Origin of the sequence: Klebsiella sp. KE9456 (assembly GCF_043832615.1) — a bacterium.
GTDB lineage: Bacteria > Pseudomonadota > Gammaproteobacteria > Enterobacterales > Enterobacteriaceae > Klebsiella > Klebsiella indica.
Genome location: NZ_JBDYQK010000020.1, coordinates 87,627 through 101,052, shown reverse-complemented (window position 1 = coordinate 101,052; position 13,426 = coordinate 87,627). Strand labels below are relative to the sequence as shown.

The 13,426-nt window shown below is 52.5% G+C and carries 10 protein-coding genes; 9 read left to right on the top strand and 1 reads right to left on the bottom strand.

Annotation, left to right across the window (positions count from 1 at the left end):
* The first annotated feature begins 357 nt into the window (after nt 1-357).
* The 7 genes from ABK821_RS19405 to malZ all read left to right on the top strand — a co-directional run bounded on the left by ABK821_RS19405 (nt 358) and on the right by malZ (nt 10,892).
* Entirely contained in the window at nt 358-1,146 is a 789-nt protein-coding gene (locus ABK821_RS19405) for an IclR family transcriptional regulator (RefSeq protein WP_138358203.1), read from the top strand.
* Nucleotides 1,147-1,150: 4 nt separating this feature from the next.
* The gene (locus ABK821_RS19400) at nt 1,151-2,056 is read left to right on the top strand and encodes a dihydrodipicolinate synthase family protein (RefSeq protein WP_138358201.1); all 906 of its coding nucleotides are present in this window, start codon (nt 1,151-1,153) and stop codon (nt 2,054-2,056) included.
* A gap of 10 nt (nt 2,057-2,066) precedes the next feature.
* Nucleotides 2,067-4,034, top strand: a complete 1,968-nt coding sequence (yjhG, locus tag ABK821_RS19395) for a xylonate dehydratase YjhG (RefSeq protein ID WP_138358199.1) — start codon at nt 2,067-2,069, stop codon at nt 4,032-4,034.
* A 105-nt stretch (nt 4,035-4,139) separates the two neighbouring features.
* Nucleotides 4,140-5,489 (top strand): GntP family permease, encoded by a 1,350-nt coding sequence (locus ABK821_RS19390; RefSeq protein ID WP_138358197.1) that lies wholly within the window; start codon nt 4,140-4,142, stop codon nt 5,487-5,489.
* A gap of 623 nt (nt 5,490-6,112) precedes the next feature.
* Nucleotides 6,113-7,432, top strand: a complete 1,320-nt coding sequence (gene brnQ / locus ABK821_RS19385; protein ID WP_138358195.1) for a branched-chain amino acid transporter carrier protein BrnQ — start codon at nt 6,113-6,115, stop codon at nt 7,430-7,432.
* A 121-nt stretch (nt 7,433-7,553) separates the two neighbouring features.
* Nucleotides 7,554-8,924, top strand: coding sequence for a proline-specific permease ProY (gene proY / locus ABK821_RS19380; protein ID WP_138358193.1), 1,371 nt, complete (start codon nt 7,554-7,556; stop codon nt 8,922-8,924).
* Nucleotides 8,925-9,074: 150 nt separating this feature from the next.
* Nucleotides 9,075-10,892: a maltodextrin glucosidase gene (gene malZ / locus ABK821_RS19375; protein WP_185929222.1), complete on the top strand. Its 1,818-nt coding sequence runs from the start codon at nt 9,075-9,077 to the stop codon at nt 10,890-10,892.
* Here malZ and ABK821_RS19370 read toward each other — a convergent pair.
* Nucleotides 10,889-11,791, bottom strand: a complete 903-nt coding sequence (locus ABK821_RS19370; RefSeq protein WP_142501780.1) for a LysR family transcriptional regulator — start codon at nt 11,789-11,791, stop codon at nt 10,889-10,891. The genes malZ and ABK821_RS19370 overlap by 4 nt on opposite strands.
* Nucleotides 11,792-12,075: 284 nt before the next feature.
* Here ABK821_RS19370 and ABK821_RS19365 point away from each other — a divergent pair, with 284 nt between their 5' ends.
* Both ABK821_RS19365 and ABK821_RS19360 read left to right on the top strand, forming a co-directional pair.
* Complete coding sequence (locus ABK821_RS19365) at nt 12,076-12,717, top strand: hydrolase (RefSeq protein ID WP_138358187.1); 642 nt, start codon at nt 12,076-12,078, stop codon at nt 12,715-12,717.
* Between the two features lie 154 nt (nt 12,718-12,871).
* Nucleotides 12,872-13,417, top strand: coding sequence for an antibiotic biosynthesis monooxygenase (locus ABK821_RS19360; protein ID WP_138358184.1), 546 nt, complete (start codon nt 12,872-12,874; stop codon nt 13,415-13,417).
* Nucleotides 13,418-13,426: the final 9 nt, after the last annotated feature.

Genomic DNA, 13,426 nt, shown 5'->3' with positions numbered 1-13,426 from the left:
CCGTCACGACTGGAGTCATGAAGACGCTCAAGTTCCGCTTTTTGTTGGTCAGTGATGAAGATTTTCATGGGGACAGCATGATCTCCTGTTACTGAAAAATCAAGCATCTTCAATGATCACGGGTATATATAGTCAAATAGCGGATTATATTTCTTTCGAAGTATGTCGAATGCATAATCGATACAACATTCGCTGGTGTCCTTATTGCATTCCGGATCTGGGTATAATAATCCCACGATTCAAACTGCGTACAGGATCACATTTAATCACCGAATTACGGTTCAGCATGTTGAACAAGGCGTATTTTCTACTGTTCATTGTCGATATCATTTATTCCAATAGTAAAAGGATACGATTATGGTTCGCAAAGGGTGTAATTCATTAATTCGTGCCGAGAAAATATTAACCCATATTGCATGGGTAGGCGTGGCGAGTTATATGGAATTATTAAAAGAATTCCAGTATCCCAAAAGCAGTTTGCTCAATTTATTAAATATAATGGTGGAGTGTGGTTTCTTAATTAAAAATAAAAATGGCCACTATGCGCTGGGCATCAAAAATTATGAGCTGGGCTGTCAGGCGCTGCACCGCCAGAATATCTTTGAGGTGACAAAGCGGCCAATGCAGGAACTGTCGCTGAAAAGTGGTCTGGTCTGCCACCTGGGCGCCATGGAGAGCTATTCAGCTATCTATCTTGATAAGATTGAAAGTCCGGATTCAGTGCCGACGAACAAAAGCTGGATAGGCAAAAAACTTGAATTACATATTACCGCGTTAGGTAAGGCCTTATTAGCATGGAAAACGCGGGAAGAACTGGATTATTTTTTAGACGCGCTCACTCTGACATCGCACACCAAAAATACGTTTACCGATAAGAAGTTATTTCTGGAGGAGCTGCAAAAAACACGGCTTCGGGGATGGGCCATAGATAACGAGGAATCGACCTATGGTGCGGTATGTTTAAGTATGCCGGTATTCAATATGTATAACCGGGTTAACTATGCGATCTCGCTTTCTGGCGATCCGGTGGTCTATTCAGGAAATAAGATCGATGGCTATCTGGAATTGCTCCGCAAATGCGCCGGGCAAATATCATATGGTCTGGGATACAGAAATGAAAATGAGCATTTACGAAAAGGAAACTGAGGTAATGAAAAAGTTCAGCGGTATTATTCCACCCGTATCCAGCACGTTTCACCGTGACGGAACCATTGATAAAACGGCAATGCGCGCCGTTGCCGACTTCTTGATTAATAAAGGTGTTGATGGATTGTTTTACCTGGGCACAGGTGGTGAATTCAGCCAGATGAATACCGACCAGCGTATGGCGTTCACCGAAGAGGCTGTGGCTATCGTCGGCGGGCGGGTTCCGGTATTGATTGGCGTTGGTTCGCCCTCTACGGATGAGGCGGTCAAACTGGCGCGGCATGCGGAAGCCTGCGGCGCTGATGGTGTTGTCGCTATCAATCCCTATTACTGGAAGGTTGCGTCGCGAAATCTTGACGACTATTACCAGCAGATCGCCCGTAGCGTGAAGTTACCCGTGATCCTGTATAACTTCCCGGACCTGACGGGGCAGGACTTAACCCCGGAGATAGTGAAGCGTCTGGTCCTGCAAAATGACAACATCATTGGTATCAAAGACACGATCGACAGCGTCAGCCATTTGCGCACGATGATTAACACCGTCAAGTCGGTACGTCCGGCATTCTCGGTATTTTGTGGTTATGACGATCATTTGCTCAACACTTTGCTGCTGGGCGGGGATGGCGCTATATCGGCCAGCGCTAACTTTGCTCCGGAACTCTCCGTGGGTATCTATCGCGCATGGCGCGAGGGCGATCTGGCAACCGCCGCGACCCTGAACAAAAACCTACTGCAACTGCCATCGATTTACGCTCTGGAAACGCCGTTCGTCTCGTTGATCAAATATGGCATGCAGTGCGTGGGATTACCGGTGGAAACCTGGTGTCTGCCGCCGATTCTTGAGGTGTCAGAAGAGGCCAAAGATAAAGTCCACTCGCTGCTGGTCGAGCAGGGCATTCTACCGGTTTGAGGAGAAGATCATGTCTGTTGGTAATATTTTTGTTGACGAAAGTCCTGATATTTATACGGTCAGAACACATGCCGATGGTCCTGAAGGGGAACTGCCGTTAACGCCGGAGATGCTGATTAATCGCCCAAGTGGGGATTTGTTCGGTATGACAATGAATGCCGGCATGGGCTGGGCGCCGAATGAACTGGATCGGGACGGTATTTTACTGCTCAGCACGCTGGGCGGCTTACGCGGTAAAGACGGTAAGCCCGTTGCGCTGGCACTGCACCAGGGGCACTACGAGCTGGATATCCAGATGAAAGCGGCGGCTGAAGTTATTAAGGCAAACCGCGCACTGCCCTATGCCGTGTATGTTTCCGATCCTTGTGACGGACGTACTCAGGGCACGACGGGTATGTTTGATTCGCTACCGTATCGTAATGACGCCTCAATGGTGATGCGCCGCCTGATCCGCTCTCTGCCCGATGCGAAAGCCGTTATTGGGGTGGCGAGTTGTGACAAGGGGCTTCCGGCCACCATGATGGCGCTTGCCGCACAGCACGATATCGCGACCGTGCTGGTGCCCGGTGGCGCGACGCTGCCCGCAAAAGACGGAGAAGACAACGGCAAGGTGCAGACCATCGGCGCGCGATTCGCCAATGGCGAGCTGTCGTTACAGGACGCACGCCGTGCAGGTTGCAAGGCTTGTGCTTCCTCTGGCGGCGGCTGTCAATTTCTGGGTACTGCCGGGACATCGCAGGTGGTAGCGGAAGGACTGGGGCTGGCGATCCCGCACTCTGCGCTGGCGCCTTCCGGCGAGCCAGTGTGGCAGGAGATCGCCAGAGCTTCCGCACGAGCGGCGCTGAACCTGTGTAAAAAAGGCATCACTACCCGGGAAATTCTCACCGATAAAGCGATTGAGAATGCGATGACGGTCCATGCGGCGTTTGGCGGTTCAACCAACCTGCTGTTGCACATCCCGGCAATTGCTCACCAGGCCGGTTGTCATATCCCGACCGTTGATGACTGGATCCGCATTAATAAGCGGGTGCCGAGACTGGTGAGCGTGCTACCCAATGGTCCGGTTTATCATCCGACGGTTAATGCCTTCATGGCAGGCGGGGTGCCGGAAGTAATGTTACATCTGCGCAACCTTGGATTGCTGCATGAAGACGTGATGACCGTAACCGGCAGCACACTGAAGGAAAACCTGGATTGGTGGGAGCACTCCGAACGCCGACTGCGATTCAAACAGCTTCTGCGCGAACAAGAGCAGGTTGATGCCGATGAGGTGATCATGTCGCCGCAGCGTGCGCAGGAGCGCGGCTTAACTTCAACCATTACTTTCCCGGTGGGCAATATTGCACCGGAAGGATCGGTGATCAAATCTACCGCTATCGACTCTTCGGTCATTGATGAACAGGGTATCTACTACCACAAAGGTGAGGCGAAGGTTTATCTGTCCGAGAAAAACGCGATTTATGATATCAAGCACGACAAGATTAAAGCGGGCGATATTCTGGTCATTATCGGTGTTGGGCCCTCTGGTACCGGGATGGAGGAGACCTATCAGGTCACCAGCGCCTTAAAACATCTGTCTTACGGTAAGCATGTTTCGCTGATCACCGATGCGCGTTTCTCGGGCGTTTCCACCGGTGCGTGTATCGGTCATGTCGGGCCGGAAGCGCTGGCGGGAGGCCCCATCGGTAAATTACGCACCGGAGATATTATTGAAATTAAAATTGATTGTCGCGAACTTCAGGGCGAGGTCAATTTCCTTGGAACCCGTAACGATGAAATATTACCTTCACGGGAGGAGGCTACCGCAATATTAAACGCCAGGGCCAGCCATCAGCATTTACTTCCTGATCCTGAACTGCCAGATGATACCCGGCTTTGGGCAATGCTCCAGGCTGTCAGCGGTGGGACATGGACGGGATGTGTTTATGACGTGAATAAGATCGGCACAGCCTTGCGCGATTATATAAATAAGAACTGAAAGCGAAAATAAGAACATCCAGACATCTGAATAATCCGACTACGCATCATTGATAAATTGCGTAGCTGGATTATGACGGGTCGCTACCCTATATGAGAGGACGTTATGCCACTAATTATCGTTGTGGCAGGGATTGCTTTACTCCTGCTGTTAACCATAAAAATTAAGCTTAATACGTTTGTTTCTTTAATTATTGTTTCGATTGTCGTCGCCATTGCCAGTGGGATGGAATTGAATAAAGTCGTCGCTTCGGTTGAATCGGGCCTTGGCGGGACATTGGGCCATATTGGTTTGATATTCGGCTTTGGGGTTATGCTCGGTCGCTTACTGGCCGACGCGGGTGGTGCGCAGCGAATAGCGCTGACTATGCTGAATTATTTCGGGAAAAATAAACTTGACTGGGCGGTGGTCTGCTCAGCGTTTATTGTCGGTATTGCACTTTTTTTCGAAGTCGGATTAATTCTTCTGGTTCCTATTTTATTCGCTATTGCCCGTGAGGCGAAAATATCGCCGATGTATATGTGTGTACCTATGCTTTCCGGTTTACTGGTCGCCCACGGATTTTTACCACCGCACCCTGGTCCGACAGTTATCGCCCGTGAATATGGTGCTGATGTGGGACTGGTATTGATATACGGCATCATTGTCGGTATTCCAACCTTTATTCTGTGCGGCCCGCTACTGAATAAATTCTGCCAGCGGATTATTCCTGATGCATTTAAAAAAGAGGGCAATATTGCCTCCCTCGGCGCGACCCGGCGGTTCAGCGAAAGTGAAATGCCTGGCTTCAGCATCAGTTTTCTCACTGCGATGTTGCCGGTGATCCTGATGGCGGTAGTCACCATTATCCAGATGACTCATGCCAAAAATGCCGCGGATTCGGGCATGTTCTACAACGTGTTGCTGTTCTTAGGCAACTCGACAATTGCCATGCTGATTTCACTGCTGTTCGCGATTTATACCATGGGCCTGGGCCGCGGGAAAACGATCCCTGAGCTGATGGATTCGTGCGGGAAGGCGATTGCCGGTATTGCCGGGTTGCTACTGATTATCGGCGGCGGCGGCGCATTCAAGCAGGTGCTCATTGATTCTGGTGTCGGTCAGTACATTTCTACGCTGGTCTCTGGCATGGATATCAACCCGATCCTGATGGCCTGGGGTGTGGCTGCTTTTCTGCGCATTTGTCTGGGTTCCGCCACTGTTGCGGCGATCTCTACCGCCGGGCTGGTGATCCCGTTGCTGGCGGTGCATCCCAACACTAACCTGGCATTGATCACGCTGGCGACTGGCGCGGGCTCCTGTATCTGCTCCCACGTAAACGACGCCAGCTTCTGGATGATTAAAGACTTCTTCGGCCTGACCACTAAAGAGACATTGTTATCCTGGACGCTGATGTCAACATTGTTATCTCTGTTCGGGTTGCTGTTTATTCTGCTCGCCAGCATGATGTTGTAACCGCTTCTCGCCAGTGAACCGCTCAGTTGGTTCACTGATTCTTCTGTTTCTCGCTCAGGGCTGCTATTTTTGCCCTGAGTCATCAGAACATGGTTCGCTTTCACTCAGACTCATCGCGTGTTGAGACGGATGACAAACCTGCATGAGATTCTGTGCCAGGATTTCTGTTGGAGGGATGGACGCCTGACCTTGTGAACGGCGCTCGGTGGTTTGCCCCGCCTGTCAGCATTACTTGCCAGAAACCCATCAGAGCCGGTCACTCAGGTTTGCAGTCAAATCTGTACCGCATAATTAATGAGCGTTAGCTGCTTTTTTGTTCGCATGATTAGCCATATTGGTTCCATTAATCTGGTTAATAATTCTTGGTTGAATGATATGCTTAGCATAATAACCTGCTTTTACGATCCTGCCTTGCTTTAAAACGTTATAAGCGTTTAAATTGCCCCCCTAAAGTCGCAGACAGACTGTTTTTGCGTGGTAATTCAAAAAACAATTCTATTCCACGACAATTTTGGAGCATATCCCGCTGAGTTTGCTGACAATGGCCGCTGTATCATCCCCAGAGGAAAGGTGCGGTATTTTCCCGTTTTTACAACACCACATCCACAGGCAGTAATGAATTTATGACCCATCAGTTAAAATCTCGCGACATTATGGCGTTGGGCTTTATGACCTTTGCGCTGTTCGTTGGCGCAGGCAATATTATCTTTCCTCCAATGGTTGGTTTACAGGCTGGTGAACATGTCTGGAGCGCTGCCTTTGGCTTCCTTATCACCGCCGTGGGTCTCCCGGTGCTGACGGTGGTAGCGCTGGCGAAAGTCGGTGGCGGCGTAGAAAGCCTGAGTACGCCAATCGGTAAAGTCGCCGGTATTCTGCTGGCCGTGATCTGCTATCTGGCCGTTGGTCCGTTGTTCGCCACGCCGCGTACCGCCACCGTCTCATTTGAAGTGGGGATTGCCCCGCTGACCGGCGACGGCGCGCTGCCGCTGCTGATTTACAGCGTTATCTATTTCGCGCTGGTGATCCTTGTTTCGCTCTATCCGGGCAAATTGCTGGATACCGTGGGGAATTTCCTTGCGCCGCTGAAAATTATCGCCCTGATTATTCTTGCCGTTGCGGCGATCGTCTGGCCAGCCGGGCCGCTGAGCCACGCGATGGAAGCCTACCGTATCGCGCCGTTTTCTAATGGCTTCGTCAATGGTTATCTGACAATGGACACCCTGGGGGCAATGGTCTTCGGTATTGTGATTGTCAACGCCGCGCGTTCCCGCGGCGTCACAGAAGCCCGTCTGCTGACCCGTTACACCGTCTGGGCTGGCCTGATGGCTGGCGTTGGCCTGACCCTGTTGTATCTGGCGCTGTTCCGCCTTGGGTCGGATAGCGGCACGCTGGTCGAGCAATCCGCTAACGGCGCGGCGATTCTCCACGCTTATGTACAGCACACCTTTGGCGGCGCGGGGAGTTTCCTGCTGGCGGCGCTGATCTTTATCGCCTGTCTGGTGACAGCGGTAGGTCTGACCTGCGCCTGTGCGGAGTTCTTCGCCCAGTACCTGCCATTCTCCTACCGTACGCTGGTCTTTATCCTCGGTCTGTTCTCAATGGCGGTCTCCAACCTTGGATTGAGCCACCTGATTCAGATTTCCATTCCGGTGTTGACGGCGATTTACCCGCCATGTATCGCACTGGTTGTATTAAGCTTCACCCGTGGATGGTGGCATCATTCGGCTCGCGTAATTTCTCCGGCAATGTTTATCAGCCTGATGTTTGGTATCATTGACGGCATTAAAGCGTCGGCGTTCGCCGATATTCTGCCCGCCTGGACCGCTCGTTTGCCGCTGGCAGAGCAAGGGCTGGCCTGGCTGATGCCCACCGCCGTTATGGTGATTCTGGCGGTTATCTGGGATCGCGCGGCAGGGCGTCAGGTGGTGTCCAGCGCCCACTAAACTGGCGCTTTACACCGGTGTTTAACCACGGGATTTCAGGTTCCGTGGTTTTTTGTTTTTTGGTCATGCCCTCTTGAACTTTGCTGCCGCGGAGGCGGAGGGATAAACGACATGGAACACGATGGAAAGTAGTAACAAGCTTAAGCGCGGGCTAAGTACCCGGCATATTCGTTTTATGGCGCTGGGGTCGGCAATCGGTACCGGCCTTTTCTACGGTTCGGCTGATGCGATTAAAATGGCGGGACCGAGCGTTTTGTTAGCCTATATTATCGGCGGCGTCGCGGCATACATTATTATGCGCGCGCTGGGCGAGATGTCGGTGCATAACCCGGCGGCCAGCTCATTTTCACGCTATGCGCAGGATTATCTTGGCCCGCTGGCGGGCTATATCACCGGCTGGACCTACTGTTTTGAAATTCTGATTGTCGCCATCGCTGACGTCACGGCCTTCGGTATCTATATGGGCGTCTGGTTCCCGGCGGTGCCGCACTGGGTCTGGGTGCTCAGCGTGGTGCTGATCATCTGCGCCGTTAATCTGATGAGCGTCAAGGTTTTCGGCGAACTGGAGTTCTGGTTCTCCTTCTTCAAAGTCGCCACCATTATCATCATGATCCTGGCCGGTTTCGGTATTATTATCTGGGGTATCGGTAACGGTGGTCAGCCGACCGGCATTCATAATCTGTGGAGCAACGGCGGCTTCTTCAGCAATGGCTGGCTGGGGATGGTGATGTCATTGCAGATGGTGATGTTCGCCTACGGCGGAATTGAAATCATCGGCATCACCGCCGGTGAAGCGAAGGACCCGGAGAAATCCATTCCGCGGGCCATTAACTCAGTGCCGATGCGTATTCTGGTGTTCTACGTGGGCACGCTGTTTGTGATTATGTCTATCTATCCGTGGGATCAGGTTGGCACTAACGGTAGCCCGTTCGTTTTAACCTTCCAGCATCTCGGCATTACTTTTGCCGCCAGCATCCTTAACTTTGTGGTGCTGACCGCCTCGCTGTCGGCGATTAACTCCGACGTTTTTGGCGTCGGGCGCATGCTGCATGGCATGGCGGAGCAGGGCAGCGCGCCGAAAGTGTTCGCTAAAACATCCCGTCGCGGTATTCCGTGGGTAACGGTAATGGTGATGACGATTGCGCTGCTGTTTGCGGTTTATCTGAACTACATCATGCCGGAGAACGTCTTCCTGGTGATTGCTTCGCTGGCGACTTTCGCTACCGTCTGGGTGTGGATTATGATCCTGCTGTCGCAGATCGCCTTCCGCCGTCGTTTGCCGCCGGAAGAGGCGAAGGCGCTGAAGTTTAAGGTGCCAGGTGGTGTAACGACCACGGTTATCGGGCTGTTGTTCCTCGTTTTTATCATTGCGCTGATTGGCTACCATCCGGATACCCGCATCTCACTGTATGTTGGTCTGGCGTGGATTGCCCTGTTGCTGGTTGGCTGGCAGTTTAAAACCCGCCGCGGCGGTAAGCGGGTGAAGGCGTAATCATTTTGTCCTCTCTTGCCGGATACGTTCAGGTTATCCGGCAAAGCTCTCTCCACCCCTGTCATCCTCCCCCAATAATTCTGCTGATGATGAGCCAGACGCCTGTATGCTGTGGCAAGGTGTGCCCATTCTGCGAAGCGAGGAAGAGTGATGTTGAAGGCATGGCACCTCCCTGTCGCTCCATTTATTCAGGAGCAGCAGGAACGACTGTTGATTACGTTATGGTTACGCGGCAACGATCTTCCGCGGCGGGTGACGTTACGCGCGGAAGAGGACAACGAAGAGCTGTCGTTGCCCATGCATCGCCTGCGCAAGGCGCCGCATCCGGGCGTAGTGGCCTGGCGAGGGGAAATCAACCTCGCTCACGGGCAGCCGCGTCGGCGCTATAGCTTCAAGCTGCTGTGGGCTGACCGCCAGATGTGGTTCACGCCGCAAGGATTTAATCGCTTTCCTCCGGCCCGGCTGGAGCAGTTTGCGATAGATCTCCCGGACAGCGGGCCGCAGTGGGTGGCCGATCAGGTATTTTATCAAATCTTCCCTGACCGTTTTGCCCGCAGCCGATCCCGTGAAGCCGGGCAGGGTAACGTTTATTACCATCACGCCGCCGGTCACGATATTGTGCGTAAAGCGTGGGATGAACCGCTAACCAGCGAGGCGGGCGGCTCCACCTTTTACGGCGGCGATCTCGACGGGATTAGCGAAAAGCTGTCGTACCTGAAACAGCTTGGCGTCACGGCGCTGTATCTGAATCCGGTATTTGTCGCGCCCAGCGTGCATAAATACGATACTGAAGATTACCGTCATGTTGATCCGCAGTTTGGCGGCGATGAGGCGCTGCTGCGCCTGCGGCATAACACGCAAAAGGAGGGTATGCGTCTGATCCTGGATGGCGTATTCAACCACAGCGGCGATTCTCACCCCTGGTTCGACCGCTATCAGCGTGGCAGCGGCGGCGCCTGCCATAATGCCGACTCGCAGTGGCGCGACTGGTATCATTTCTCTCCTGAAGGTGTTGCCCACAACTGGCTGGGATATCCTAGCCTGCCGAAGCTGGATTATCAGTCGACGAGTCTGGTTAATGAGATCTATGCCGGAGAAGACAGCGTGGTACGTCACTGGTTAAAATCGCCGTGGAGTATGGACGGCTGGCGGCTGGACGTGGCGCATATGCTGGGGGAAGGCGGAGGGGCGCGCAATAACTTACGCCATGTCGCCGGAATTACCCGTGCGGCAAAAGAGACGCAGCCTGACGCTTATATTGTTGGCGAGCATTTTGGCGATGCGCGCCAGTGGCTACAGGCCGATGCTGAAGATTCTGCGATGAACTATCGCGGTTTTACTTTCCCATTGTGGGGATTTCTCGCGAATACCGATATCTCTTACGAACCGCAGAAAATCGATGCGCAAACCTGCATGTCGTGGATGGAGAATTATCGCGCCGGGCTGTCGCATCAGCAGCAGTTGCGGATGTTCAATCAGCTCGATAGCCACGATACCGCGCGTTTTAAATCGCTGTTAGGTCAGGATGTCGCACGTTTGCCGTTGGCGGTGGTGTGGCTGTTTAGCTGGCCTGGCGTACCCTGTATTTATTACGGCGATGAAGTGGGCGTCGATGGCAACAACGATCCCTTTTGCCGTAAGCCCTTCCCGTGGGATCCGGCGTTGCAGGATCGCCAACTGCTGGCGCTGTATACACGCATGAGCCGGCTGCGTAAGGCGAGTCAGGCGCTACGCTATGGCGGCTGCCAGGTGATTTATGCCGAGGATAACGTCGTGGTGTTTGCGCGCGTGTATAAGCAACAGCGCGTGCTGGTGGCGATAAATCGCGGCGAAGCCTGCGAGACGGTGGTCGAGGATTCTCCTTTGCTCAATGTTAAAGGCTGGCAACTGAAAGAGGGGCACGGTACGTGGGATAATGGCGTTCTGATACTGCCTGCTATTTCTGCCAGCGTGTGGTTTAGCCGTTAATGATAGTACTGGCTCAGGGGGTCGTTGTTGAGAATGGCCTCGCGCCACCAGCGCTGAGCCAGCCCGTCATTACCGTTGCGCCAGGCCATATAGGCAATATCTTTTTCGCGGTAAGAGATGACGGTTTTTTCCAGCAGCTTGCCGCTTTCCAGCAATGGTCGGGCGATATGATACGGTAAAAAGCCGCATCCCAGTCCGCAGCATAATATCTCGATTTTGCTGGCGAAATCATCAACGCGAATTTGCTGCTGTTCGTCGAGCAGATTGCTGTTGAACGGATGACAGTAGCGGGCGCTGTCGCTGATCACTACCGAGCGATGCAGGCTCAGCTGTTTGTTGGTCAGCGGCTGAGTGGTTTGCGCCAGCGGATGCCCCGGCGCGACGACGAAAATATTGTCCATTGTGCCGAGCATCTTCCACGACCATGCTGCGGAAGTCGGTGGTTCATTGATCGCCCCAAGAATAATATCCGCGCCGTTGTGCGTAAGTTCTTCCCACGCACCGGCCAGGGTATGATGGGAAAAGTTAAGCCGGGTTTGCGGGTGCTGCGAATAGAATTTGTCGATCAGCGGCAGCAGCGCGCTAAAAGGGAAGGAGTCATCCAGAGCGATAGCCAGATCCCGCTCCCAACCGGCGCTCAGTTGCACCGCCTGTTTTTCCAGATCTCTTGCCGCATTAAGCAGCAAGCGGCCTTTTTCCAGCATCATTCTGCCGGTATCGGTAAATTTGGCCCGGTGACCGGAGCGATCCAACAGGGCGATGTTCAGATCGTTTTCCAGCTTTTGAATCATATAGCTTAGCGCGGCGGGAGTCTTAAATAACGATTCGGCGGCAGTGGCAAATGAACCATGTTTATCCAGCGCATCAAGAATTAACAGAACATCGAGGTTTAAACGCATAAGTCAACTCCCTGTATCAGAATTGTGATTCTGTTTTACTGAAAGACGGTATTCAATTCGAGTTAATAGCTGAGTATAGCTCACGATAAAATTTCGATAAATACAATGCGGTGAATAGTTAATTAAATATCCATGATTGTTTATCTTAAAAATAAATCATAAAAAAATACTTAATAACTTGTTAGAAATTACTGACTATACTCACCGCCTTTTATCAGCCAGGATTTGAACAATACCGCGGTGATGGCAGTATCTTTTTAACTTATTGATTAACAGGATATATTATGTCTATTCGTGAACTTATCGATCCCTCTAACTCTGCGCTTATTTTTATCGATCACCAGCCGCAAATGTCATTCGGTGTGGCGAACATTGACCGCCAGACGCTGAAAAATAATACGGTGGCTTTAGCTAAAACCGGGAAAATATTTGCTGTTCCGGTGATTTATACTTCTGTAGAAACGAAAAGCTTCAGCGGTTATATCTGGCCAGAATTACTGGCTGTACATCCGGAAGTGATGCCAATTGAACGTACGTCGATGAACTCCTGGGAAGATGCCGCTTTTGTTGCTGCGGTAAAAGCGACCGGGCGTAAGAAATTGATTATTTCCGCTTTGTGGACCGAAGTCTGCCTGACCTTTCCGGCTCTTATGGCGCTGGATGAAGGCTATGAAGTTTACGTCGTGACCGATACCTCTGGCGGTACCTCGGTTGATGCCCATGAGCGCGCAATTGACCGTATGGTGCAGGCCGGCGCGATACCGGTGACCTGGCAGCAGGTACTGCTTGAGTATCAGCGCGACTGGTCGCGTAAAGAAACTTATGACGCGGTGATGGACCTGGTCCGCGAACATGGCGGTGCCTATGGGATGGGCGTGGATTACGCTTATACCATGGTACACGGCGCGCCGGCGCGCAAGGGCTGAACACACGTCATCCTCAGGCGGCCTCTTGGTTAGCGTCCTTTTCCCGCCCCGGTCACTGAACTTACGCAAGCTTCCGGGGACGTACAATCTTGCCGCTCCGATGCCACCTGAATGATGTTGTGTATTGCCATTCCCCCTCAGTAAGGAACGCTTAATGGCGCAACAGAAATCGGTGACTCTGGTTATCAGTCATGTGCTCGACCCGGAGCACGGCGAACGTTATGAAGCGTGGCTGGGCAAAATTATGCCGATAGCGGCGGAATTTCCCGGTCATCTTGGCGTAAACGTTATTCGTCCGGTCGCCGGACAGAATCTATGGAGCGTCATTATTCGCTTTGACACCATTGAGCATCTTTATGCCTGGACACAGTCGGAAACCCGTCGTCAGTTGGTGGCGGAAATCGCGCCATTGCTGAGTGAAGGCGATCGGATCGAAGTGCGCACTGAACCGGCATTCTGGTTTACTCCGCCTGTCGCTAATCAGCGTCAGCCACTGCGCTGGAAGCAATTTTTCATCACTCTGCTGGTGATTTTTCCCAGCACCAATCTGGTGCCGTGGATGACCGGGATACTGTTGCCCTCGCTAAGGGGAAGCGTGCTGTTGCATCTGATCAATGATGCCTGTGTGGTCGCGCTGGTGGTCTGGCTCTGGATGCCCATCGTGACCCGTCTGTTTGCTGGCTGGCTAAAGAAAAGCTGAGCCAGACGC

Bases quoted from the DNA above. Each gene is read 5' to 3' on its own strand.
- proY (WP_138358193.1), top strand. From the start codon at position 7,554: ATGGAAAGTAGTAACAAGCTTAAGCGCGGGCTAAGTACCCGGCATATT.
- yjhG (WP_138358199.1), top strand. From the start codon at position 2,067: ATGTCTGTTGGTAATATTTTTGTTGACGAAAGTCCTGATATTTATACG.
- ABK821_RS19405 (WP_138358203.1), top strand. From the start codon at position 358: ATGGTTCGCAAAGGGTGTAATTCATTAATTCGTGCCGAGAAAATATTA.
- ABK821_RS19390 (WP_138358197.1), top strand. From the start codon at position 4,140: ATGCCACTAATTATCGTTGTGGCAGGGATTGCTTTACTCCTGCTGTTA.
- ABK821_RS19370 (WP_142501780.1), bottom strand. From the start codon at position 11,791: ATGCGTTTAAACCTCGATGTTCTGTTAATTCTTGATGCGCTGGATAAA.
- ABK821_RS19365 (WP_138358187.1), top strand. From the start codon at position 12,076: ATGTCTATTCGTGAACTTATCGATCCCTCTAACTCTGCGCTTATTTTT.
- ABK821_RS19400 (WP_138358201.1), top strand. From the start codon at position 1,151: ATGAAAAAGTTCAGCGGTATTATTCCACCCGTATCCAGCACGTTTCAC.
- ABK821_RS19360 (WP_138358184.1), top strand. From the start codon at position 12,872: ATGGCGCAACAGAAATCGGTGACTCTGGTTATCAGTCATGTGCTCGAC.
- malZ (WP_185929222.1), top strand. From the start codon at position 9,075: ATGTTGAAGGCATGGCACCTCCCTGTCGCTCCATTTATTCAGGAGCAG.
- brnQ (WP_138358195.1), top strand. From the start codon at position 6,113: ATGACCCATCAGTTAAAATCTCGCGACATTATGGCGTTGGGCTTTATG.